At 61.0% G+C, this 22,082-nt stretch carries 23 protein-coding genes, 1 tRNA gene and 1 riboswitch; of the genes, 6 read left to right on the top strand and 18 right to left on the bottom strand.

Translation table 11 applies throughout. The features are described from left to right. The first annotated feature begins 84 nt into the window (after positions 1-84). Together GQX66_RS19775 and GQX66_RS19770 are read left to right on the top strand one after the other, a co-directional pair. Complete coding sequence (locus GQX66_RS19775; RefSeq protein WP_077045875.1) at positions 85-240, top strand: KGG domain-containing protein; 156 nt, start codon at positions 85-87, stop codon at positions 238-240. A gap of 75 nt (positions 241-315) precedes the next feature. Beyond that, the gene (locus tag GQX66_RS19770; protein ID WP_240870663.1) at positions 316-819 is read left to right on the top strand and encodes a DUF4142 domain-containing protein; all 504 of its coding nucleotides are present in this window, start codon (positions 316-318) and stop codon (positions 817-819) included. A gap of 49 nt (positions 820-868) precedes the next feature. Here GQX66_RS19770 and GQX66_RS19765 read toward each other — a convergent pair whose 3' ends face one another. Continuing rightward, positions 869-1,279 (bottom strand): low affinity iron permease family protein, encoded by a 411-nt coding sequence (locus tag GQX66_RS19765; protein WP_011332870.1) that lies wholly within the window; start codon positions 1,277-1,279, stop codon positions 869-871. 216 nt (positions 1,280-1,495) lie between these two features. Between GQX66_RS19765 and tam the strand changes: the two genes are divergently transcribed. Beyond that, on the top strand, positions 1,496-2,266 hold the full coding sequence (tam, locus tag GQX66_RS19760; protein ID WP_240870661.1) for a trans-aconitate 2-methyltransferase: 771 nt from the start codon (positions 1,496-1,498) through the stop codon (positions 2,264-2,266). Positions 2,267-2,305: 39 nt separating this feature from the next. Here the strand turns inward: tam and GQX66_RS19755 are convergent, their stop codons facing one another. After that, positions 2,306-3,034 carry a class I SAM-dependent methyltransferase gene (locus GQX66_RS19755; RefSeq protein WP_240870658.1) on the bottom strand — a complete coding sequence of 243 codons (729 nt, stop codon included), beginning with the start codon at positions 3,032-3,034 and terminating at the stop codon, positions 2,306-2,308. Between the two features lie 529 nt (positions 3,035-3,563). On the opposite strand from GQX66_RS19755, the gene GQX66_RS19750 reads away from it, so the two are divergent. After that, entirely contained in the window at positions 3,564-3,932 is a 369-nt protein-coding gene (locus GQX66_RS19750) for a DUF6124 family protein (protein ID WP_240870654.1), read from the top strand. Positions 3,933-4,153: 221 nt separating this feature from the next. On the opposite strand, the gene GQX66_RS19745 is transcribed toward GQX66_RS19750, so the two are convergent. From GQX66_RS19745 to GQX66_RS19675, 15 genes are all read right to left on the bottom strand, one after another. Further along, a complete protein-coding gene (locus GQX66_RS19745) occupies positions 4,154-4,561 on the bottom strand; it encodes a type II toxin-antitoxin system HicB family antitoxin (RefSeq protein ID WP_007957951.1) in 408 nt (135 codons plus the stop codon). Positions 4,562-4,595: 34 nt separating this feature from the next. Next, entirely contained in the window at positions 4,596-4,775 is a 180-nt protein-coding gene (locus GQX66_RS19740; protein WP_007957952.1) for a type II toxin-antitoxin system HicA family toxin, read from the bottom strand. Positions 4,776-4,998: 223 nt separating this feature from the next. After that, positions 4,999-5,409, bottom strand: a complete 411-nt coding sequence (locus GQX66_RS19735) for a PaaI family thioesterase (RefSeq protein ID WP_039772722.1) — start codon at positions 5,407-5,409, stop codon at positions 4,999-5,001. A gap of 288 nt (positions 5,410-5,697) precedes the next feature. Beyond that, positions 5,698-5,771: transfer RNA gene (locus GQX66_RS19730), tRNA-Gly, on the bottom strand. A gap of 170 nt (positions 5,772-5,941) precedes the next feature. Beyond that, positions 5,942-6,826: an alpha/beta hydrolase gene (locus GQX66_RS19725; RefSeq protein WP_011332879.1), complete on the bottom strand. Its 885-nt coding sequence runs from the start codon at positions 6,824-6,826 to the stop codon at positions 5,942-5,944. Between the two features lie 316 nt (positions 6,827-7,142). Further along, positions 7,143-7,835, bottom strand: coding sequence for a pseudouridine synthase (locus GQX66_RS19720; protein ID WP_240870648.1), 693 nt, complete (start codon positions 7,833-7,835; stop codon positions 7,143-7,145). A gap of 33 nt (positions 7,836-7,868) precedes the next feature. Then, positions 7,869-8,099 carry a cysteine-rich CWC family protein gene (locus tag GQX66_RS19715; RefSeq protein ID WP_102685950.1) on the bottom strand — a complete coding sequence of 77 codons (231 nt, stop codon included), beginning with the start codon at positions 8,097-8,099 and terminating at the stop codon, positions 7,869-7,871. Beyond that, complete coding sequence (locus tag GQX66_RS19710) at positions 8,092-9,579, bottom strand: sensor domain-containing diguanylate cyclase (protein WP_240870647.1); 1,488 nt, start codon at positions 9,577-9,579, stop codon at positions 8,092-8,094. Before GQX66_RS19710 ends, GQX66_RS19715 begins: the two co-directional genes overlap by 8 nt. A 166-nt stretch (positions 9,580-9,745) precedes the next feature. Beyond that, complete coding sequence (gene atzF / locus GQX66_RS19705; protein ID WP_240870644.1) at positions 9,746-11,518, bottom strand: allophanate hydrolase; 1,773 nt, start codon at positions 11,516-11,518, stop codon at positions 9,746-9,748. A 24-nt stretch (positions 11,519-11,542) separates the two neighbouring features. Next, positions 11,543-15,175, bottom strand: a complete 3,633-nt coding sequence (uca, locus tag GQX66_RS19700; RefSeq protein ID WP_240870627.1) for an urea carboxylase — start codon at positions 15,173-15,175, stop codon at positions 11,543-11,545. A 279-nt stretch (positions 15,176-15,454) separates the two neighbouring features. Next, positions 15,455-16,096: an urea amidolyase associated protein UAAP2 gene (locus GQX66_RS19695; protein ID WP_240870617.1), complete on the bottom strand. Its 642-nt coding sequence runs from the start codon at positions 16,094-16,096 to the stop codon at positions 15,455-15,457. Between the two features lie 11 nt (positions 16,097-16,107). After that, positions 16,108-16,833: an urea amidolyase associated protein UAAP1 gene (locus GQX66_RS19690; protein WP_102685954.1), complete on the bottom strand. Its 726-nt coding sequence runs from the start codon at positions 16,831-16,833 to the stop codon at positions 16,108-16,110. 13 nt (positions 16,834-16,846) lie between these two features. Then, positions 16,847-17,635, bottom strand: a complete 789-nt coding sequence (locus tag GQX66_RS19685; protein WP_240870614.1) for an ABC transporter ATP-binding protein — start codon at positions 17,633-17,635, stop codon at positions 16,847-16,849. Then, positions 17,632-18,447, bottom strand: coding sequence for an ABC transporter permease (locus GQX66_RS19680; protein WP_240870611.1), 816 nt, complete (start codon positions 18,445-18,447; stop codon positions 17,632-17,634). Before GQX66_RS19680 ends, GQX66_RS19685 begins: the two co-directional genes overlap by 4 nt. 18 nt (positions 18,448-18,465) lie before the next feature. Continuing rightward, positions 18,466-19,533 (bottom strand): putative urea ABC transporter substrate-binding protein, encoded by a 1,068-nt coding sequence (locus GQX66_RS19675; RefSeq protein WP_240870609.1) that lies wholly within the window; start codon positions 19,531-19,533, stop codon positions 18,466-18,468. Between the two features lie 63 nt (positions 19,534-19,596). After that, a riboswitch (guanidine-I (ykkC/yxkD leader) is annotated at positions 19,597-19,697 on the bottom strand. A gap of 282 nt (positions 19,698-19,979) precedes the next feature. Between GQX66_RS19675 and GQX66_RS19670 the strand changes: the two genes are divergently transcribed. Continuing rightward, positions 19,980-20,264 carry a hypothetical protein gene (locus tag GQX66_RS19670; RefSeq protein ID WP_240870607.1) on the top strand — a complete coding sequence of 95 codons (285 nt, stop codon included), beginning with the start codon at positions 19,980-19,982 and terminating at the stop codon, positions 20,262-20,264. Positions 20,265-20,442: 178 nt separating this feature from the next. After that, positions 20,443-20,844 carry a hypothetical protein gene (locus GQX66_RS19665; protein WP_074691080.1) on the top strand — a complete coding sequence of 134 codons (402 nt, stop codon included), beginning with the start codon at positions 20,443-20,445 and terminating at the stop codon, positions 20,842-20,844. Positions 20,845-20,895: 51 nt separating this feature from the next. On the opposite strand, the gene GQX66_RS19660 is transcribed toward GQX66_RS19665, so the two are convergent. Further along, positions 20,896-22,008: an enoyl-CoA hydratase/isomerase family protein gene (locus tag GQX66_RS19660; protein ID WP_240870605.1), complete on the bottom strand. Its 1,113-nt coding sequence runs from the start codon at positions 22,006-22,008 to the stop codon at positions 20,896-20,898. Positions 22,009-22,082 lie beyond the last annotated feature (74 nt).

The raw sequence follows: 22,082 nt of genomic DNA, 5'->3' as shown, positions 1-22,082 counted from the left end.
TTTTCTAAACCTTTGTCAGTCAGGAAATTCTCAATCTAGGCGGGCACCTGCTCGCTTACGATCAATGCCAAGAGGTAGAGAATCATGCCTAACTCAAGAAACTCGAACTCGGGAAACTTCGCCAACGATCGAACGAAGGCGTCTGAAGCCGGTCGCAAAGGTGGGAAAACCACCACCACGACTGTCGACAAAGAGCCAAAAACCGACATGGGCCGCAAGCCTGCTCAGAAATCGAAGTAGTCGGCGAAGGTTGTTTTGATTGAGAGGCGGGGGCGCAAGCTCCCGCTTGAATCTGCAAAGAAGGAGGGCGCGACCATGAGCCGGATGGCCACCCGAGTACGCCGCATCAGTTTTGTCAGCCTGCTGGGATTGTTCGCCAGCAGCGCGTTTGCCCAGTCGCCCGCCGACTTCATCAACGAAGCTTCGGCCAAAGGCATGGCCGACATCGAGGCCAGTCGTCTGGCGCACAGCAAGGCCGAGTCCAAAGAGGTCAAGGATTACACCATCGTCGTCATCAACGACCGCACCACCGCCAACCAGCACCTGGCGAAAATCGCCAAGAAACTGGACCTGCCCGTGGCTCCCCGCGAAGAAGTCGCCGACAAGGCCAAGGCGTTGATGCCGGAAGTCAAAGAAGGCGCCAGTTTCGATCAGGCCTACGCCGCCAGCCAGGTCAAAGCCACGGAAGAAGCCATCGAACAGATCCAGCAGGAAGCCCAGACCACCGACGTGCCGGAGATCAAGGCGTTTGCCGACGAGACCCTTCCGAAACTGCAGAGTCATCTGGAAATGGCTCGGGCTCTTCAGGCCAGTCGCTGAATCCGCAGCAATAAAAACGGCGCTTTTTTAGCGCCGTTTTTATTGCCTGTCAGCATTCATTCAGATCCTGCTTCGGCTTGCTCTTGTCCCCCAGACCTTCCAGGTCAAACACCTCGTTCTCGCCCATGGCCCGGTAATGCCGGCGCAGCGCTTCCAGCTGCTTGAGATCCAGCGACTCCAGCCCGAGCATCGCGTTCTGCGCCTCCTTGTTCACCCGCAGCAGCTCATCGAGTTTCAAATGCAGGATGTCGGTGTCGCGGTTCTGGGTGTTCTGGATCAGGAACACCATCAGGAACGTGATGATCGTGGTCGAGGTGTTGATGATCAGTTGCCAGGTGTCGTTGTAATCGAAAATCGGCCCGCTCAACCCCCAGAGCCCGATCAGAATCAAAGCCCCCATGAACGTCTTGGGGCTGCCGGCCCAGAGCGCCAGCGTTTGCGAAATCTTTGCGAATTTCATGGCCGTGTTCCTTGTTGGGGGGAGCTTGAAATTCAGACATCGGGGGTGGGCGGAAAATTCTACTTACAGTTTTCTGAGTCCCTGTGGGCACGGCCGAAAACAGCGTTCCCGGCGATATCGGACCTACGTAGGGGAGGGCAGATAAACACGATCGCTGTATCGTGACGGCAGCCGCTTTTCCACGTTTCGCCAGAACGTCCACGACAGGAGAACGCAATGACCTGGTCCGCCAAGCAATACGTCACTTTCGAAGATGAACGCACCCGCCCGGCCCGCGATCTGCTGGCGGCGATTCCCACGCCTGAGGCGCGTTCCGTGGTCGATATCGGATGTGGCCCCGGCAACTCGACCGAGTTGTTGGTGGAGCGTTTTCCGGGGGCGAAAGTGCAGGGGCTCGACAGTTCGCCGGACATGATCGACGCCGCGCGCAAGCGTCTGCCGCAGTTGCAGTTCGAGGTGGCGGACATCGATAAATGGGCGGATGCAGGGCTGTTCGATGTGATCTTTGCCAACGCTGTTTTGCAGTGGGTGCCGGATCACGCGACGTTGTTGCCGGCACTGGCGGGCAAGTTGGCGCAGGGTGGCAGTCTGGCGATTCAGATGCCGGACAACCTCAACGAGCCGTCCCATCGGTTGATGCGTGAGGTGGCTGCCAACGGGCCGTGGGCCAGCAAACTGGCCGGTGCGGCGGGGCAGCGGACGGAAATGGCGGATGCCAGTGCTTATTTCTCGATGCTGCGGCCGCATTGCGCGCGGGTCGATGTGTGGCGCACCACCTATCACCATCAGTTGGCGGGCGGGGCTTCCGGCGTTGTCGAGTGGTTCAAGGGTAGCGGTCTGATTCCGTTTCTCAGTCCGTTGACGGAAGCCGAGCGGGCGGACTATCTGGCGCAATATCTGGCGGAGGTTGCGAAGGCTTATCCGGCGCTGGCGGATGGTTCGGTGTTGTTGCCGTTTCCGCGGTTGTTCATTGTCGCCACACGTTGAAATGAAAAAGGGCCGATTTGATCGGCCCTTTTTTTGCGGTCAGCGTTGTACGGCAACCAGCATCATCATCGGTCGCTCACGCTCTTCAGCGAGGGCCGGTTGCGCGGCCACGTCTGCATCGCTCGGGCCCCATTCGTTGACGTGTTGAATCGTGAACCCGGCGTCGATCAACGTGTTGAGCAAAGTCCCGACCGTACGATGCTGCTTGATCACCCCGTCGGCCAGCCAGTTGGTCACCCGTTCGCCTTCCCTCTGATAACTGTCCAGCGGCCAGCGCTTGTGGCCCTCGCTGTCGATCAGCCAGCCCGGATTGCGCGGCGCCATGAAGATCGGGTGCTCGATGGAAAACACAAAATGCGCACCGGGTTTAAGCGCCGCGTGCAGTTTGTTAAACAGCCCCGAGAGATCCTTGATGTAGTGCAGGGCCAGTGAGCTGTAGGCCAGATCGTAAGTGCACGCAGGCAAGTCGAGGTGTTCCAGGTCGGCACGTTCGTAGCGGATGTTCGCGGCCGAGGTGGTTTCCTTCGCCCGCTCGAGCATTTTCTCCGAGACATCCAGCCCCAGCACTTGGGCAGCGCCGTTTTCGCTCGCCCAGCGGCAGAACCAGCCGTAGCCGCAGCCCAGATCCACTACCTGCAAACCGTGCAGGGAGGGCAACAAGGCTTTCAGCACCGGCCATTCCGGCGCGGCATCGAGGCCGCCGATGGAGCGGTTCATCTGGCTGTAGCCCTGGAAAAACTCGGGGTCGTCGTAGATGTTCTGGGTCATGGATTTGATGCTCTTTTGAATTTGATTTGGGTGGCTCGGAGGCCACGGTTTTGAATCCCTCGAAACGTGATGGCGCGTATTCGTCGATGGCCGCGCAGGGGGAGGGTGGTGGGCGATGGGGAAATGCTAGCGGGTCGTGGCGAGTGTGAGAACCGGGGGAGTGTTGGGGATCTGTAAACGCGGTTTTTCGATACGGGATGTTTAAAGAGTTGGCCCTGTTTACTGAACCTTCCCACAAGGTTTTCAGGTTGTCCGTCGGAAGTGCGGACTCTAGCCTGTGAGGGTCGCTGATGAATCGGCGATCGGGATTGGAACCCCGGCGACTTCCCAAAAAAGCAAAAGCAGCTTTCATGACGTATGCTTGCCCGCCTTCATGGTGTGCACTCTGTTATGGCGGCTGTGCGCGAGAGACTTCGAGTCTGTCGGGCTTTTGGCTTTTTTCGCCCGGGTTCCAACTCGTGTACAGCTGCCACCTCTTCGATTGGAACCGAGTAGGTCAGCTCCACCTATCGACTAGAAAGAAGCCATTATGAAGAAGCCAACCCCGAATCCCCCAGAAGTCGAAACCGACCCAACATCCCCCTACAGCTCAGTCGACTCCAGGAAGCTCAACGACGCCGCCAACCGCGCCCTCGACCATTACCTCTGCCCCGGCGCCCATGTCATGGGCACGACCAACCAGCCCGACCCGATGTACTTCGCCAACCCGGCCTACGACACCGAATCCCTGCTGGCCAACGCCAGCGAATCACTGGGCTCGGCATCCGAGATGCTCAACAACTTCGCCGCCACCCTCGACCCCGCCCACCGTAGAACCGCGATAGGCATTGCGCAGTTGGTGATGCTGGGGGAATTGGCGGTGAATCAGGCGCTGGATCATGTTGAGGTGAAAGGCTGATGCTTTGTTTTGGTGAAAAGGCTGAGCCGGATAAGAGCAAAATATAGTGAAACCTAACGGTATATAGGGACACCCGTTATACGTCGGTAGATTTATGTAGAAACAAGCAATTGTGAAGCTGTCTTAAATCCCGGCGTCGCTGAATCGAACAAGTAACTACGCCGATGCGACGTTTCAGCGGGCAAGAAAAAACCGGTCTTCAAGACCGGTTTTTATTCGCTTCAACGTTGCTGCAAAACCTTGAGCGCCGCCGAGGCCAGGAATCCGGAGCGGCTTTTCTCTTCCGGATGGTGCAACACGTATTCATCGATACGGTTGAGCAAATAGCCGGGCAATGTGATGTTGAGTTTCTGAGCTTTGCCCAGGTATTTGGTCACATCGATATCAACCACCGCCCACGTGCAGCCAGCGTATTTGGGGTTGGCTGCATGCAGTGTGACCTTGTTGGCCGGCGGGATGGGCGAGCCGTCTTCGGCCAGAATCTCGAAATGGCCTTCGATGGCTTCGCGGGCCATCGCCATCGCGTCATCCAGATCATCTCCAGCGGAGAAGCAGCCCGGAATATCCGGCACCTCCACTCCCCAGGCATGTCCTTCATCACCCACTGAAATCGCGATCGGGTAAAGCATGTGTCGTCCTCCACGGCGCAATTGACCTGATGAGTCAGAGCAGCGCCTGCTGCAAAATACTGATGGCCGTTTTCTTGAGCAGATCCTTCTTCGGGTGAGGCACTGTGACCAGACCAGGTTTGGTCGGATGCTTGAAGTGATGATGACTGCCCCTGACCCGCACCAGATACCAACCGTCTGCGACGAGCTGGCCAATTAGAAAACGGCTATTCACAACACCTCCCTGTGGTGTGCTTGGTGGGTACTATACCCACGATTTTTTATCGATCAACACTATAACCACCGAGCGGTCATCGTCCTTTGGTGGGGCTGGTGTTCGCGAAGGAGTCTAGGCGGGAATACTTCAGCGGAATGGGGAGTGTATTGCGGGCCGTTGCTGCGAAATGAAACGGGCACAAAAAACCGGTCATCAAGACCGGTTGGATGCAGGGGGGATACTACTGCGGCACCGCGAACACCGCACTGGCACGGGCAACCATTCGATCACCGACATGCAACCCAACAGTGGCAAACGCCAGCTGCCGTCCTTTTTTGGAGTGCTCAACGCGTACCTCAAGCCACTCATTGATCTGCACCGCGCTGAGATAGTCCAAGGTCATACTCGCCGTGATCAATGGCAGGGGAGGGTCGCTGGAGAATGCCATGGCGTAACCCATGCCGACATCCGCCAAAGTCGCCAATACACCGCCATGCAACGTGCCCCGTCCGTTGGCATGTCGTGAGTCTGTCCGCAGACCGATTTCAAGTTGCAAGCCACTGCCTCTGGTATAGATCGGGCCAAGCAAGTCGAGCAGCGGACTGCTGCGGGTCAGCGGAGTGAAGCCCTCGGGGATAGCGGTGTCGTTCATGGTCGATCCCTCTTCCGGTTGGTTACCAGCTTATTTAGCCTGGATACGGAGCGTAGCTTAGAGGGTTTAATCCTGATTTCGCCGTCGGAGAAGGATCATGCGTATGGGGAATTTGCAGCGATAAGCTGATCACGATAGAGCATTAGGGGCAGGGTTGTTTCGACGGTAGCGATCTTTGGATTTACTAATGAAAACTCAAATCCCGGACACAAAAAAACCGGCCATCAAGGCCGGTTTTTTCTGTTTGCTCATCCCCCGTCAAACCACGACGCAGGACATAAATTCGATTGGAGCGGGTGAAGGGAATCGAACCCTCGTTATCAGCTTGGGAAGCTGGAGTAATGCCATTATACGACACCCGCTCAGAGCGGCTGACTTTGTACCAGACTCGGCCACGGATTTGAAGTTTTCTTTGCACGCGAACTACGGAAAGTCCTGAAACAGAGCCGAAATCGGTCAATCGCGGGCAAGCGCTGCGGGCTGGAGGACGGCTGAATCTCAGCCTCGCAGGCTTGCTCGCGACGACACTGTTTCAAATGGCCAATGCATGGTGATCCTGGACAAACTGGTAACGCGTTCGGCTGGCCTGTTGCGCCGGTTTCAGGAAACCGAGCAGGGCGTTCTGGCTGTCCCGGCAGGCCGATTTGTGTTCCATGTCGAGGAAGTGCCCGGTGGCCTGCAGGGTAGTGAAGGTGCTCTGCGCGACATGGTTGCCGAATAGTCGGGCGTCTTCGGCGGCGGTGTATTCGTCCCATTCGCCGTTCAGGAACAGCACCGGTACGTTGATTTTCTTCGCCGCATTCAAATAGCACTGACGGTCGCTGTGCAGCACGTCGTTGATGTGGAAATGCATCTGCCCGTATTCGTGCTCGGCCAGGCTGCTGACGTGGCGATAGTTGAAGCGCTTGAACAGCGACGGCAGGTGTTTGCCGATGGTGTCGTTGACGAGGTGGCCGACCCGATCGCCGTCGCGTTTGCCGAGGCATTCGACGCCGCGTTCGAGGTAATCGAGCATGTGCGCGTTGATTACTGGCGAGAACGAGCTGATCACGGCTTTTTCGATGCGCCGAGGCTGATGAGCGAGGGCGACCATGGTCGCGGCGCCACCCCAGGAGAACGACAAAACGTGCTCGGCCGCGAAGTGATCGATCAGCTCCAGCAGGATCAGACCTTCGACTTCTTTCGTCAGATGTTTCTCGTGGCGGTTGTGGACTTTCGACTTGCCCGCGTAGGGCTGGTCGTAGCAGACCACGTTGAATTGCGGGTGCAGATTTTTCACGGTTTGTGCAAACGACGCAGTCGTGGCCATCGAGCCGTTGACCAGGATGATGGTCTTTTCTGCGGCGTCTGCGCGATAGAACTCCGTGTAAACCCGATACTGACCCTGTATATCCAGCACAGCGATTTCTGGCCTCATGTCATAAGACTCCTGGCAAGCAAGCGGGTATGCGCGCAAATGAGATTGCACGAGCTTTGTGACAGGTAGGCATATGCCTGGAATTTTGTGGCCCATGTCGATCCGGTACGGCAGGTCGACGGGTGTTGTTATTGGCGGGCAATCTGCCGGCTGAGGCGCAGCCCTTGAAGGCTGTCTACCGGCAAAAAGTTTCTTAGAAGTTATGTGTGACTCATCGGTCACAATTTGGCCGACGTCCTGATTCAAGCAGGGGGATCCGGATCGCGCAAGTGCCGTTAGTAAATTGTTCGACAACTTCTGCTGAGCGGTCGGCTGCTTAGAACAAATGAATCTCTTCGGTGCGCAAGGCGCGGTACTCGCCCGGTTTTAGCGCGTGATCGAGCGGCAGCGGGCCCATGGATTCGCGGTGCAGGCGCAGCACTTTGTTGTTGAAGTGGCCGAACATGCGCTTCACCTGATGGTAACGACCTTCGACGATGCTCAACCGCGCCGTTCGCGGGCCGAGCACTTGCAGCTGCGCCGGTTGGGTGGTCAGGTCCTCGAAGGCGAAGTAGATCCCCTCTGCGAACTTGATCGCATATTCCGGGCCGATCTCCTGTTCGGTCTCGACGTAATAGACCTTCGGCAGTTTGGTCTGCGGCTGGGTCAGGCGTCGCGACCAGTTGCCGTCGTTGGTGATCAGCATCAATCCGGTGGTGTTGAAGTCGAGGCGCCCGGCGATGTGCAGGTCGTCCTTTTCCGGCTCGTGGATCAGGTCGAGCACGGTCGGATGTTCGGGGTCGCGGGTGGCGCTGACGCAGCCCTGCGGTTTGTACAGCATGAAATAGCGCGCCGGTTTGCCGGGTTGCAGCACTTCGTCGTCGACTTCGACGCGGCTGAATTCCAGGACTTCGCTGTGGGGATCGCTGACGACTTTTCCGTCAATGCTCACGCGCTTTTCCACCAGCAGCAGGCGAACCTGCTTGCGGTTGTAGCGGGGCAGGTTACTGAGGAAACGGTCGACGCGCATGATCAGGAATCGGCAGGAAGCGGGGCGCGCATCTTACGGGATCGACGGCTTGGCCGCTTGCAGTTGCGCCTCGACCTGGGCGCAGCGCGGGCACAGGCAGGATTGGTCGCGCAGTTCCGCCGGCAGGGCTTCGAGCACTGCCGGATCGATGGAAACGCCGTAGCACCAGCAGGCGCGGTCGGCGGTGCGCGGGTCGGCCAGGCTGCAGTCGTTGCGGGCGCCGCAGGCCGGGCAGAGGTCAGGTGTGTTCTTGGCGTCAGGCATAGGTCGAGTGAGGCATTTCCACGCAGGTGCGGTTACGGCCGGTCTGTTTAGCCCGGTACATCGCATGATCGGCCCGGGACAGCAGACTGTGCAAGGTGTCATCCGGTTGCAGGGTGGTGGCGCCGATGCTGACCGTCAGATTCAGGGTGTGACCGTTGTAGGCATATTCATGCTGTTCGACGTGCTGGCGGATCTTCTCGGCAATCTTCTGACCGGTCTCGCCGTCGGTGTCCTTCAGCAGAACGATAAATTCCTCACCGCCCCAACGACAGACGATGTCGGAATGCCGAAGGCAACTTTGCAGGTCCCGGGCAAAACCGATCAGCACCTGATCGCCGGCCATGTGTCCGTAGGTGTCGTTCAAGACCTTGAAGTGATCCAGATCCAGCAGCAGCGCCGTCAGCGGTTTCGGCTCGCGGTGAGCTTCGTGCAGCGCTTGCACGGCGAGCAGGTCGAAGCCACGGCGGTTGGGCAGTTCGGTGAGGCTGTCGAGGGTGGCCTGGGCGTGGATCTTTTCCTGATAGCGGCGGATCAAGCGGTTGACCAGGGCCAGCACGATCAACGTCACCAGCAGGCAGATCAGCAGGTTGAGGTACAGCGACTGGCGGATTTCGCTCAGTGCGCCGTCTTCGCGTTTGTCGACAAACAGGTACCAGTTCAGCTCCGGAATGAACCGCACGTTGAGGAAATGTCCTTGGCCGTGGGTGGAATATTCGTAGCTGCCGCTGTGGGGTTTGGGCAGCTGGCTGACCAGGCTTTTCATGCTGTCGAGATCGTTCAGGCTTTTCCCGACCCGCGCCCCTTCCGGTCCGCCCTCAGCGCCGGTCAGTACCAGCCGACCGAAGGTGTCGACGAAGTAAACGCTGCGTTGATAGCGCTGCTGATACTTGTCGATCAGCTTGATCACCGCGTCCACCGTCAGCCCCACGCCAGCGGCGCCGATGAAGCGATTGTTGTAGTCGTAGACCTTGTAGTTGATGAAGAAGGTCATGTTGTCTTTGTTGGCCAGATCCGGGTCGACATTGATCTCGTACGGATCCTTCATGTCGCGTACGCGGAAGTACCAGGCGTCGCGTGGCTCGTCGATCTTCACCTGCTTGAGCACGCCCTTGGCGTGGTAGTAGGTGTGGGTGCTGTTGGAGACGAAAAACGCGGTGTAGGCGCCGTAGTGGGTCATGACCTCGTCGAGGTAGCGGGTCATCTGGTCGCTGTCTTTCTCGCCGTTCACCACCCAGTCGCGCATGAAGGTGTCGCGGGACATCATCGAGGAAATCAGGATCGGTCTGACGAGGTCTTTCTGGATTTCCGAGTACACCGTGTCGGAGGTCAGCGGCAGTTCGGTGTTGACGATGTTGTCGCGGATCGATGCCCGCGAGGCGTAGTAGCTGAGCAGGGAGGTGGCGAGGAAACCTGCGCCGAGGAAAGCGACCAGAGTCAATACCAGCGAACGTTGGGAGTAAAACGCAGATCTGAGCGGCATTGGCAGTTCCGTCGACGGTGGCCCGATGGCAGCATTCTAGTGAGATGGCCGGGAAAAAACTGCGGGATTTGTGCCTGAAATGCGGGGGGATCAGCCGGGCAGGGGTGTCTGGAGAATGGCTCACTCATCCAGCCCCCTCCCGGAACGAGAGGGGGCGGTGTTCGGATCAGTTTCCGGTTTGCAGATACGCTCGCCACCCACCCAAATGGCTGATGTCGGTTGCACCTTCCAGGCCGTAGGGTTCGCAGATGAATCCGCTTTCCCAGCGGCCATCCGCCAGTTGTACCTTGCCCAGGCCCAGCGGCGCCGGGATGCCGGTCAGGAACGAGCCCAGTTCACTGCTCGGCAACTCCCAGACTTCCACCTCGATGGCCACGCCACCTTCGGCCACGCGCAGCATGCCGGGGCGCAACGGCGGGCCCCCGGCCAGGGCATAGAGTTTGTAGTCCTTCGAGCTGTAGGTGGTCTCGATCAGGCGTGCGCCGCGCTGGCGCAGTTGCCAGTTCAGGGCCAGTCCGTCCAGGTGCGCACCGCAGACCACCAGTCGTGCACGGTCATGGCGCGCCGGATTGTTCGGCGTCGGCAGCGCGGGATCCTGCTGGCGCTGCAAAGCGTCCGCCACACTCAGCAAATACTGGTCGGTGAACGTCCGGCCAAACAGCGTCACACCCCACGGCAGACCGTTGGCCATCAAGCCGCTGGGCACGGCGACGGCAGCGTAATCGAGCAGGTTCATGAAGTTGGTGTAGTAGCCCAGTTCGGAATTGCGCAGCACCGGTTCCGCGTCGAGTTCCGCCAGCGTCACCGGACGACCGATGGTGGGCGTGAGCACGCAGTCGAGTTCTTCCAGTGCTTTATCGCAAACGGCTTTCAGCGCTTGCAGGCGGTATTGCGCACGGAACGTCTGCACGCCGCTGACGGCCGGTGCTTTGGCCAGCACCGCGCGGATCACCGGCAGCACTGCTTCGGGATTTTCTTCCATCAACTCGCCGGCCACGCTGTAGCGCTCGGCCACCCACGGCCCTTCATAGAGCAACCGCGCCGCTTCGAGGAACGGCGACAAGTCCAGCTCGACAGCTTCACCGCCCAGAGCTTTCAGACCGTCGATGGCATCGCGGAACAGCAGCGGGCCTTCCTCACAGCCGAAAAACGCCAGGTCTTGCGCGCGCGGTACACCGAAGCGAAACGGCCGTGGTACGCCGAACGCGGTGCCGTCGTTCCATGACGGATTACTGCGGCTGTATTCGTCCCTCGGATCGAGGCGCGCGGTCAGCGCCAGCAGCTGACTGGCTTCCCGGGCCGTTGCGGTGAACGTGGTGACGCAATCGAGCGTGCGACAGGCCGGCAGCACGCCGGCGGTGGAGATCAGCCCTTTGCTGGCCTTCAGGCCCACCAGATTGTTCAACGCCGCCGGCACCCGGCCGGAGCCGGCAGTGTCGGTGCCCAACGCGAAACTGGCCACGCCGAGCGCCACGGCCAGCGATGAGCCGGCGCTTGAGCCGCCGGACGGATACTCCGGCAACACGCTGTTCGGGCAGGCGCCGTAAGGCGAACGGCTGCCGTTGAGGCCGGTGGCGAACTGGTCGAGATTGGTCTTGCCCAGCGGAATCGCGCCCAGCGCCAGCAGCTGCTCGACGATGGTCGCCGAACGCTCCGGTACGTAGGCGAACGCCGGGCATGCAGCGGTGGTCGGGACACCGGCCAGATCAATGTTGTCCTTGATCGCAAACGGCACGCCATACAACGGCAGGCTGTCGAGGTCGCGACCGTCGAGGGCGGCCAGATACGGTTCCAGTTCTTCGGCGCTGAGCAGATGGATGAACAGGTGATAGTCCGGGTTCAGCGCAGCGGCTTTTTCCCGCAACGCCAACAGCAATTGCCGGGGTGTGGTGTCGCCATTGTGGTAGGTCTGGCGCAGGGCATCGAGTTGCAGATTCATGGGTTGATCCTTTGGCAAATGGTTTCAGTCGAGTTCCAGCACCACGACCCGTTGTCCGGCACGCACCGCCGATCCCGGCTGCACGCGAATGTCCTGCACCACTCCGGCCATGGGCGCGAGCACGGGGATTTCCATCTTCATCGACTCCAGAATCACCAGCACATCACCGGCCGCCACGCGGCTGCCGACCTCGACCTGCACCTGCCAGAGGTTGCCGGCGATGTGGCTGTCGATGCTTTGTTGGCCGCTGGTCAGCGGTGTGTCTTCGCTGCTGTCCGGCACGGCTTCTTCGCTGTCGAAGTGCGCCTGGCCACTGGCGATCCAGCGTTCGCGCTCAGCCTGGAAGGCACCCTGTTGCTGCGTTCGGAAGGCGTCGATGGTCTCGGCTTCGCGTTGCAGAAAGGCCTGGTAGTCGGCGAGGTTGAGCTGGCTATGTTCGATGTCGAGGTCGAAACGCCCGAGGGGAAAATCCCGGCGGATGCGCAGCAGTTCTTCGGCGCTGACCGGGTAGAAACGGATCTGATCGAAAAACCGCAGCAGCCACGGTTTGCCGTCGAACGCGGCGACTGCGCGATAGCGGTTCCACATCTGCAAGGTACGCCCGACGAACTGATAACCGCCCGGGCCTTCCATGCCGTAGACGCACATGTAGGCGCCGCCGATGCCCACCGAGTTCTCGGCGGTCCAGGTGCGCGCCGGGTTGTACTTGGTGGTCACCAGCCGATGGCGCGGGTCGAGCGGCGTGGCGACCGGTGCGCCGAGATACACATCACCGAGGCCCATCACCAGATAGCTCGCGTCGAACACCGTGCGCTGCACCTCGTCGAGGTTCGGCAGGTCGTTGATGCGGCGGATGAACTCCAGATTGCTCGGGCACCACGGCGCGTCCTTGCGCACGGTGGTCATGTATTTCTCGATCGCCAACTGGCAGGCCGGATCGTCCCAGGACAGCGGCAGATGAACGATGCGCGACGGTACTTGCAAGTCCTGGGCGGCGCACACCGCATCCCATTCACCGGCGACGATGCCGAGCAGATCGGCCAGCGGCAATTGTTCGGGCTGGTAGTGGATCTGCAAAGAACGAATGCCCGGTGTCAGGTCGATCACGCCGTGCAGGTTTTTGCCTTCCAGCGCCTGCATCAGGGCATGGGCGCGAAAGCGCAGGACCAGATCCAGTTCCGGCGCGCCGATTTCCAGCAGCAGATGGGTATCGCCGGACACACGCCCGACCAGCCGCTTGTCGTACTGACCCAATTCCAGAACCACAGGCGAAACCAGGGCCTGTGGGAGCTGGCTTGCCAGCGATGAAGTTGACTCGGTGTCTGCTCGGGCCCCATCGCTGGCAAGCCAGCTCCCACAGGTGTCCCAATTGAGGGCGAGATCGCGTGCGGTCTTGAGATCGACGGGCACGAACTGCACTTTGTCCCCGGCCTTGAGTTGACCCAGTTGCCAGAGATCGGCCTCGATCACCGTCACCGGGCACACGAAACCGCCAAGGCTCGGGCCGTCCGGGCCGAGGATCACCGGCATGTCGCCGGTGAAGTCCACGGCGCCAATGGCGTAGGGGTTGTCGTGGATGTTCGAGGGATGCAGCCCGGCCTCGCCGCCGTCGGCGCGCACCCACTCTGGTTTCGGCCCGATCAGGCGCACGCCGGTGCGGCTGGAGTTGAAATGCACTTCCCATTGCGTGGCGAAAAAGGTGCCGATGTAGTTTTCAGTGAAATATTCAGGCGCGCCATGAGGGCCGTAGATGACGCGGATCCGGCGCACGGCAGGTAATTCGCTGACGTGATGGGGCGCCAATGTCTGCCCGGCGCTGCGGTCGCTCAGGGCCGCCAGATGCAGCACGTCACCGGCGCGCAAAGCCCGTCCGCCATGACCACCAAACTGACCGAGCGTGAAGGTGCTTTTGCTGCCCAGATAATCCGGCACTTGCACGCCGCCACGCAGGCACAGGTAGCTGCGGGCCCCGGCGCCCGGCAGATTGCCCAGATGCAATTGACTGCCCGCCGGGATCAGCAGGGCGGTGTTCATCGCCTGCGGCTGGCCGTCGAGTGTCAGGGCAATCGGTGCGCCGGTCACGGCCACCACCGCATCGCAATTGAAGCGCAGCAACGGCCCGCTCATGGTGATTTCCAGCGCCGCCACGCCTTCATCGTTGCCCAGTAAACGATTGCCCAGACGCAACGCGCGACTGTCCATCGGCCCCGAAGGTGGCACGCCGACCGCCCAGTAGCCGAGGCGACCGGGATAGTCCTGGACGCTGGTCTGGGTGCCGGCGCTCAGCACTTCAAACGTGTTGGCCCGGTACACCAGGTCTTCCAGGCAACGGGTCCAGGGCTGACCGCTGGCAAACGGCGTATCGAGCAGAATCTGCCGCAGGTAATCGCGGTTGGTTTCCACGCCGTACAGCAGGCTGTCGCCGAGGGCCTGATGCAGATCGGCACGCGCCTGTTCGCGGGTCGGCGCCCAACTGATGAGTTTGGCGATCATCGGATCGAAGTAGGGCGGGATCTCGCAACCGGCCTCGACCCAGGTGTCGATGCGCAGATGCCGGCCATCGGCGACTGGGAAATCGACCGCTGTCAGCAAGCCTGGGCTGGGCTGGAAATCGCGCCCCGGATCCTCGGCATACAGCCGCGCCTGAATCGCATGCCCCTGCGGTCGCAGACCTGCGAACAACTCGGCCAGCGGCGGCAAGTCACCGGCCGCCAACTCGACCATCCAGCGCACCAGATCGACGCCCCACACCTGTTCGGTAACGCCGTGTTCGACCTGCAACCGGGTGTTCACTTCCAGAAAATAGAAGCGCTGCGCATCGCTGTCGAAAACGAATTCGACGGTGCCGGCGCTGCGGTAATTCACCGCTTTGGCCAGTTTGATCGCCGCCGCACACAGCTCATCCGCCATGCCTTCGGGCAGATTCGGTGCCGGGGTTTCCTCGAGGACTTTCTGGTTGCGTCGCTGCACCGAGCAGTCGCGCACGCCAAGGGCGATCACCGCGCCGTGGCCGTCGCCGAACACCTGGACTTCCAGATGCCGCGCACGTTGGATGTACTTTTCGATGAACACCCCGGCGTCGCTGAAGTTGTTCTGGCCGAGGCGCTTCACTGCCTCGAACGACTCGCTCAGTTCGCTGGCGTTACGGCACACGCGCATGCCGATGCCACCGCCACCGGCGGTGCTTTTGAGCATCACCGGATAACCGACCTGCGCGCCGGCAATCAGCGCGGCGTCGAGGCTGTCGAGCAGTTCGGTGCCTTCGAGCATCGGCACGCCGTGCTGTTTGGCCAGGGCCCGTGCGGTGTGCTTGAGGCCGAACACCCGCAGTTGCTCCGGTGTCGGGCCGATGAAGGCAATGCCATGGTTTGCGCAGGCTTCGGCGAACGCGGCGTTTTCCGAGAGGAAGCCGTAGCCGGGGTGGATCGCGGTGGCGCCAGTGGCTTTGGCGATGGCGAGAATCTTGTCCACGGCCAGATAGGTGCCGGCCGCTGCGCCTTCGCCGAGGCTGTGGGCTTCCTCGGCTTGCAGGATGTGCAGGCTGGCGGCATCGGCTTCAGAGTACACCGCAACGCCTTCGACGTGCAGTTCACGCAAGGTGCGCAGAATGCGGCAGGCAATCGCGCCACGGTTGGCAATCAGGACTTTTTTGAACATGGCAAAACCCCTGAAGGGGATGCGGGCCGTCCCGCAGTTTTTCGATGAGCGCCGGGGTCGTCCCCGACGGCAAAATCACAATTCGAAAGTCACCATTGACCTTGTGGGAGCGGGCTTGCCCGCGATGGCGGTGTGTCAGTCATCATCAATGTTGGCTGTGCCGACGCCATCGCTGGCAAGCCAGCTCCCACAGGGTTCAGGGGTGTTTTGGGGATTTCAGACACTGGCCGGAACGGGCCTGGCACAGGGCAAAAAGCCAACGGCGCAGACGGACGAATTTCAGTTCCATACCAGTAGCTCCGCAGGTGTCGGGTTGTAGGCGTTGCACGGGTTGTTCAGTTGCGGGCAGTTGGAGATCAGCACGATCACGTCCATCTCCGCGCGCAGGTCGACGTATTTGCCGGGGGCGGAAATGCCGTCCTCGAAGGTCAGGCCGCCCTCGGCAGTGACGGGCACGTTCATGAAGAAATTGATGTTCGGCCCGATGTCACCTTTGCCCAGGCGCCCGTCGTGGGCGCAGGCGCGCAGGTAATTGTCGCGGCAGCTGTGCATGTAGCGTTTTTCCAGGGCGTAGCGCACGGTGTTGCTCTCTTGCGCGCAGGCGCCGCCGAGGGTGTCGTGGCGGCCGCAGGTGTCGGCGATGATCGTCAGCATCGGTTTGCCAAGGTTGGAATACAACACGCTGCCGGTGCTCAGGTACACGCTGTTCTGCCGGCGCAATGTGCGTTGCACGTCGTAGCGTTCACGGGGATTGGCGAGGCTGTAGAACAGCGTATCGACCGCCTGATTGCCTTCCAGGTCGAGGATGCGCAGGGTCTGGCCGGCCTTGACCTCCATCAGCCAGGGTTCGCCGGCGGGAATGGTGGCGCGGTACACCGCAGCGTCGGGTTGTTTTTGCGAAGTGGCGATAGCAACTGACATGGCGACGATCCTCAGGCGAACAAACGGTCGGTGTTGATAAAGCCGCGCTCGTTTTCCGGGCGCGAGGTACGGCAGTGCTCGGCGACGCTCGGGTCGGCGTTCATCCAGCTCAGCTTCAGCGGTTTGGGGGCGTATTGCGGCGACGGATCCAGCGGATGTTGTAGGGCGGTGAGCACAACCAGGGTGTCCATCGGTGCATACAGTTCGATGTAGTCACCGGCCTGCGAGTGGCCTTCGACGAAGTGCAAACGCCCGCTGTCATCGACGTTGACCCGGCTGAACAGGTTGAGGGTCATCAGCAGGTCGGACAGGCCCAGCCCCCACTTGCCGAGCTCCACCAGCAGGTTGTCGGTGCCGTTGCGAAAGAAGCCGTTGCGCAGTTCCTGATAGCGGCCCTGGCCGTATTTTTCCGCGACTTCCTCGGCGCACAGCACGCCGCCGAGGCTGTCGCTCCAGCCGCAGGTATCCGCCGTGATTGCCGCCAGCACCCGACCCATGTCCGAGTACAGGCAATGGCCGGTGGTGAGCTTGGCGGTGTGTTGGCATTTGAGGCTGTCGGGCAGGTTCAGGCGCTCGGTTTTTTCGTTGGCGTTGAGCAGGGTCAGGCTGACGTTGGCACCACCGCGCAGGTCGGTCAGACGCAGCAGTTGCCCGCGCTTCAAGACGAAGGAGCGGTGACCGCCGCCGGGCAGGGTTTCTTCGGCGAAGGGTGGAAACAGTTGGGTCGAATCAGTCATGGGAGCAGTCCTCTCAGGCAATACGAAGTGTGCCGGCCAGCTCGGCGGGCAGGGCGTCGACGGCGGCGCGTTGGGCGCGGCGGTCGCTGTTTAAAGGGATGTCATAGGTGATGCGGGCGCCATAGGCACCGGGGGCGTGCGGGTCGAGGCGGACCTTGTCGAACACCAGCAAACGGGTGCCGAGGCTGAAACCTTCGGACAGGTCGTGGGTGACCATGAACACGGTCAGTTGCGTTTCGCGCCACAGCGCCAGCAGCAGCGCGTGCATGTCCTTGCGAATGCCCGGATCGAGCGCGCCGAACGGTTCGTCGAGCAGCAGCACGCGCGGTTTCATGATCAACGCCTGGGCGATCGCCAGCCGCTGTTGCATGCCGCCGGACAGTTGCGCCGGGTACTTGTCCAGCGCATGGCCGAGGCCGACTTTTTGCAGCAGCGCCGAGGCTTGTTCGCGGGCGTCCTGTTTGGCACTGCCGAACAGACGCCCGAGCAGCGGCGCACGCGGCAGCTCCAGGCCGATCGCAACGTTGTCCAGCACGCTCAGGTGCGGGAACACCGAGTAGCGCTGGAACACCACGCCACGGCTCGCATCCGGCTCGCGCGCCAGTGGCTGACCGTCGAGCAGAATCTCGCCGCGACTGGCGGTTTCCTGACCGAGCAGCAGGCGCAGGAAGGTCGACTTGCCGCAGCCCGAGGCACCGACCAGCGTGCAGAACTCGCCCTCGTTGACGCTGAGGTTCAAGCCTTCGAGCACCACTTGGTCGGCGTATTGCTGCCAGACGTTTTTCACCGTGATGAAGCTCATTTGGCGGCCCCCTCATACCAGGGGAATGCGCGCCGGGTCAGGCGCTTGAGGCCCCAATCCATCAGCCAGGCAAGCAGGGTGATCCACACCACGTACGGCAGGATCACGTCCATCGCCAGGTAACGGCGCACGAGGAAAATCCGGTAGCCCAGACCGTCGGTGGACGCGATGGCTTCGGCGGCGATCAGGAACAGCCACGCCGAACCGAGCATCAGCCGCAGCGAGATCAGCAGACGCGGCAACAGTTGCGGCAGCACCACGCGCAGCATCAGGGTCCAGGTCGAGGCGCCGAGGGTCTGCGCCTTGATCAGCAGTTCGACCGGAATGTCCCGCGCGCGCTGTTCCAGATCACGGGCGAGTGCCGGTGTGATACCGATCACGATCAGCATTACCTTCGACAGCTCGCCGAGGCCGAAGACGATGAACAGAATCGGCAGGATCGCCAGCGGCGGCACCATCGACAGCACCGTCAGCATCGGCGACAACGGTGCGCCGAACAGCGGCAGGGTGCCGGCCGCCATGCCCAGGCACAACCCGGCCAGCGCCGCGATGCCGAGGCCGATGGCCAGGCGTCCGAGGCTCGACGCGGTGTCCTGCCAGAGCAGGTATTCGCCGGTGCGAGTGTCGGCATTGAATGCCAGGCGGTTGACCGCATCGCTCATCTGCACCGCACTGGGCAGCAGTTTGTCGTTGGGGTTGTCCGCCAGGCGCTCGGCCGAGCCCATGAAGTAGGCGAACAGCACCAGGGCGAAAGGCAGGATCACCAGCAGCAGGCGACTCGGTCGATCCGGGTGACGATTGATCAGGCGCATGGCCAAATCCTCCGTGGCTTACAGCTTGGCGTCGGCGGCCAGCTGCACGTAAGTCGGATCGAAACGCAGCTTGAGATTGCCTGTGTCACCGCTGGTCACGCCGTTGGCGAAGGACATGCCGACGGCGCTGGTGTCCTTGGCGCCTTCGCCGAGCAAGCCGTGCTGGAACGAGAACTCGGCAACTTTGCGCATGGTTTCCGGCAGTTGCTTGCTGGTGGCGAACGCCAGGGCTTCTTTCGGTGTGGCGAACAGTTTGGTGGTGTCCAGTTGCGCCTGGAATCCGGCCAGATCGGTGCCCGAAGCTTTGGCCATGTGCTCAAGCGCGGCTTTGCCGGCGGCGTTTCTGGCGTTCATCAAATCGACCACTTCGAACCACGCGCCGGTCAACGCCTTGCCCAGCGCCGGGTTGTCTTTGAGGGTGGCGCTGTTGACCACCATCATGTCCATGATTTCGCCGGGGATCTGGCTGGAGTTGAAGACTTCGGTCACGCCGGGTTTGGCCTTGATGTCCGACAGCATCGGGTTCCAGGTGGTGACGGCGTTGACCTGCTCGGTGTTGAACGCGGCGGAAATGTCGGCGTCGGAGGTGTTGACCACTTTCAGGTCTTTCTCGGTCAGGTCCACCGAGTCCAGCGCGCGGGCCAGCAGGTAATGCGAGACCGACAGTTCGACCAGGTTGACATCCATGCCCTTCAGGTCGGCAACTTTTTTGCCTTCGCCCTTGAGGACGATGCCGTCGTTGCCGTTGGAGAAATCGCTGACGATCAGCGCGGTGCTGTCGACGCCACCGGCGGCCGGAATGGTCAGCGCATCCATGTTGGTCATGGTGCAGCCATCGAACTGACCGGCGGTGTATTGATTGATCGATTCGACGTAGTCGTTGAGCTGGACCACGTCGATCTTGATCCCGTATTTCTTCGCCCATTTATCGACGATGCCCTGGCTGCCGGCGTATTCCCATGGCATCCAGCCGGCATAGATCGTCCAGCAGACACTGAAGTGGTCTTTCTGCGCGGCGGGGGATTGAGTGCTGATGAGCGCGGCGAACGCGGCGGCGAGCAGGGCGGGCAAACGTGGTCGGGACATGGTGGCTTCTCCAGTTGATCGTGGGCGGACAGGAAGGCAACGCGGCACCGCGAACGGTGGCTTGTCTCCCGGGCTTTTGTCCCGCCGTGTAACCTCAACTGGAGGTCGCCAACTCTCGGACCAGCCACTCGCAGATGCGAGCCGGAACCCTAGTCAGCCATTGCAAATTGTGGTGCCGCGAACCTGTGATGACTCCTGCACGGGTTTGCTAAAGCGAGAGGCGTGCCAAGTCGGGTCGGGCGCTCTGTTACGGGCTTCGTGACGTTGCGGCGGATGGCAAACGCCTGTGGGCGCTTTGTGTTGGTGCGCGGTTGCACCGTCATGCAGCGTCCGCTGCCGCTGATCCGATGCCCGAGAGGATTGGGCACTCGGTGCCGGCCAGCCAGTCAAATCTGGTGTCAGCCGGTCTGTGCCGACTGCTGTCACAGGTCTTTCAGGAGGCCGCCATGCGTATTTCAAAATTGCTGCGTCGGGTGCTGCTGGGAGCAGTGCTCGGTCTAGGGCTGTCCGGTTGTTACTACTACGCCGGCGGCTACGATGTTTACTCCACGCCCTATTACTATCCCGGCTATTACTCACCCTATTACTACGGTGGTTATTACGGCCCGCGTTACTACGGCGGCGCCCGCTATTACTACGGTGGCGCCCGCTATTACTACGGTGGTCATGGCTATCGCGGCGGCTACGGACGGGGTTATCACGGCGGCGGATACCACGGTGGGCACCACTAATCAGCGGCTGAATGACGGAGTTTCTGCATGAACAAGGTTTCATGAATCACTTGTTTCAAGTTGTTGCAGAAACGCACCGGATGCCGAAAACGCTGTCAGATATTTCGTCAGTCGCCGAATGAAAGACTGACGCCTGCCAGCGTCGCTGGTGTGGCTACCCGCGGTCCAGGAGGCCGCCATGTATCGCCGAATTCTTCTGTTTACCGTGATGCTTTTTTCCCTTGGCGGATGCGTCCCTTATTCCTACGGAGATGGCTACTACAGCTCAGAGGTCTACACATCGCAGGCACCTTCGTATTACAGCGGTGGCACCTATTACAGCGGCGGCAGCACGTACTACTCGGCGCCGCGCTACTACCAGCCAGCGCCACGCTATTACCAACCGGCTCCACGCTATTACTCGGCGCCTCGTTACTACCAACCGGCCCCGCGTTACTACGAGAACCGTCGCTGGCACGGTCATGATCGCGGACGCTGGGATGATCACCGTCGCGGTGGTTGGGATGATCGCCGGGGTCGTGGCAACTACGACCGTCACAGTGGACGCGGCGATTACAACCGGCACGGCAACCGCTGGTAACCCCCCGCAAAAAAGCGGCGCATTGAGCGCCGCTTTTTTTGTGCCCGGATTTCAGTAGCTGGAGAGATCCGCCAACGGATGCCGCCCCTCCCAGACCTTGTGAAAGTGCGCCTCGACCACCGCGTCCGGCACCCGGGCGATGTCCGGCCAGTGCCAGTGCGGTTTGTGATCCTTGTCGATCAGCCGCGCCCGAACCCCTTCGCTGAACTCCGGATGCCGGCAGCAATTGAGGCTCAGGGTGTATTCCATCTGAAAGACTTCGGCCAGCGACAAGTGGCGGGCACGAATGATCTGTTCCCAGACCAGATGCGCCGTCAATGGCGAGCCTTCACTCATGGTCTTCGCCGCACGGGCAAACAACAGGTCGCTGCTGTCCCGATGCAGGCTGATGGCTTTCCACGCGCAGGTCACGTCGCTGACATCCAACAGCTCATCAATCTGCCGACGGCGCGGTAACCATTGCGCTTCCGGCATCTGCGCCACGGCTTCCTGCTGCAATGCCTTGAGCAGGCTGTTGAGCTGCATGGCGGTCTGTTCCTGCCAATTCAACTGCAACAAGCCGTCGATCAGTTCCTGCTGCTGTTCGTCGAGCAGGAAGCGGTCGGCCAGATCCAGATCGATCGCATCGCGACCGTTCATGTGCGCGCCGGTCAAGCCAAGGAACAAACCGAGCTTGCCCGGCAGCCGCGACAGAAACCAACTGGCGCCGACATCCGGGTACAGGCCGATGCTGATTTCCGGCATCGCCAGACGACTGCTCGGCGTGACGATCCGGATGCTCGCGCCTTGCAGCAGGCCCATACCTCCGCCGAGCACATATCCATGGCCCCAGCAGATCAACGGTTTCGGGTAAGTGTGCAGGCTGTAATCCAGCCGATATTCAGCGTTGAAGAACTGTGCGGCCAGCGGTGGCACTTCGCCGGGATGGGCTCGGCAGGCTTCCACCAGGCTGCGCACTTCGCCGCCGGCGCAGAAGGCCTTGGCGCCGTTGCCGCGCAGCAGCACGCAGACGATTTGCGGATCCTTGGCCCAGGCGTTCAATTTGTTACTCAGGGCGTGGATCATCGGCAGGGACAGCGCATTGAGCGACTTTTCGGCATCCAGCGTGGCCACGCCGATGCGCGCGCCGTCGGTGCCGGTGAGTTCTTCGAAGTGCAGATTCATCGTGACCTCGATCGGGAATTTGAACGATCAGTATGATCGCTGTGTGGGAAAGTGCCGGATCTGCGTCAGATCAA

Origin of the sequence: Pseudomonas sp. B707 (genome assembly GCF_022496685.1) — a bacterium.
In the GTDB taxonomy this organism is placed as follows: domain Bacteria; phylum Pseudomonadota; class Gammaproteobacteria; order Pseudomonadales; family Pseudomonadaceae; genus Aquipseudomonas; species Aquipseudomonas paraglycinae.
Note: the sequence above shows the minus strand (reverse complement) of the source record. Positions and strands in the feature narration are given on the sequence as shown.

Coding starts and splice junctions, on each gene's coding strand:
- GQX66_RS19775 (WP_077045875.1), top strand. CDS start 85: ATGCCTAACTCAAGAAACTCGAACTCGGGAAACTTCGCCAACGATCGA.
- GQX66_RS19770 (WP_240870663.1), top strand. CDS start 316: ATGAGCCGGATGGCCACCCGAGTACGCCGCATCAGTTTTGTCAGCCTG.
- GQX66_RS19765 (WP_011332870.1), bottom strand. CDS start 1,279: ATGAAATTCGCAAAGATTTCGCAAACGCTGGCGCTCTGGGCCGGCAGC.
- tam (WP_240870661.1), top strand. CDS start 1,496: ATGACCTGGTCCGCCAAGCAATACGTCACTTTCGAAGATGAACGCACC.
- GQX66_RS19755 (WP_240870658.1), bottom strand. CDS start 3,034: ATGACCCAGAACATCTACGACGACCCCGAGTTTTTCCAGGGCTACAGC.
- GQX66_RS19750 (WP_240870654.1), top strand. CDS start 3,564: ATGAAGAAGCCAACCCCGAATCCCCCAGAAGTCGAAACCGACCCAACA.
- GQX66_RS19745 (WP_007957951.1), bottom strand. CDS start 4,561: ATGCTTTACCCGATCGCGATTTCAGTGGGTGATGAAGGACATGCCTGG.
- GQX66_RS19735 (WP_039772722.1), bottom strand. CDS start 5,409: ATGAACGACACCGCTATCCCCGAGGGCTTCACTCCGCTGACCCGCAGC.
- GQX66_RS19725 (WP_011332879.1), bottom strand. CDS start 6,826: ATGAGGCCAGAAATCGCTGTGCTGGATATACAGGGTCAGTATCGGGTT.
- GQX66_RS19720 (WP_240870648.1), bottom strand. CDS start 7,835: ATGCGCGTCGACCGTTTCCTCAGTAACCTGCCCCGCTACAACCGCAAG.
- GQX66_RS19715 (WP_102685950.1), bottom strand. CDS start 8,099: ATGCCTGACGCCAAGAACACACCTGACCTCTGCCCGGCCTGCGGCGCC.
- GQX66_RS19710 (WP_240870647.1), bottom strand. CDS start 9,579: ATGCCGCTCAGATCTGCGTTTTACTCCCAACGTTCGCTGGTATTGACT.
- atzF (WP_240870644.1), bottom strand. CDS start 11,518: ATGAATCTGCAACTCGATGCCCTGCGCCAGACCTACCACAATGGCGAC.
- uca (WP_240870627.1), bottom strand. CDS start 15,175: ATGTTCAAAAAAGTCCTGATTGCCAACCGTGGCGCGATTGCCTGCCGC.
- GQX66_RS19695 (WP_240870617.1), bottom strand. CDS start 16,096: ATGTCAGTTGCTATCGCCACTTCGCAAAAACAACCCGACGCTGCGGTG.
- GQX66_RS19690 (WP_102685954.1), bottom strand. CDS start 16,833: ATGACTGATTCGACCCAACTGTTTCCACCCTTCGCCGAAGAAACCCTG.
- GQX66_RS19685 (WP_240870614.1), bottom strand. CDS start 17,635: ATGAGCTTCATCACGGTGAAAAACGTCTGGCAGCAATACGCCGACCAA.
- GQX66_RS19680 (WP_240870611.1), bottom strand. CDS start 18,447: ATGCGCCTGATCAATCGTCACCCGGATCGACCGAGTCGCCTGCTGCTG.
- GQX66_RS19675 (WP_240870609.1), bottom strand. CDS start 19,533: ATGTCCCGACCACGTTTGCCCGCCCTGCTCGCCGCCGCGTTCGCCGCG.
- GQX66_RS19670 (WP_240870607.1), top strand. CDS start 19,980: ATGCGTATTTCAAAATTGCTGCGTCGGGTGCTGCTGGGAGCAGTGCTC.
- GQX66_RS19665 (WP_074691080.1), top strand. CDS start 20,443: ATGTATCGCCGAATTCTTCTGTTTACCGTGATGCTTTTTTCCCTTGGC.
- GQX66_RS19660 (WP_240870605.1), bottom strand. CDS start 22,008: ATGAATCTGCACTTCGAAGAACTCACCGGCACCGACGGCGCGCGCATC.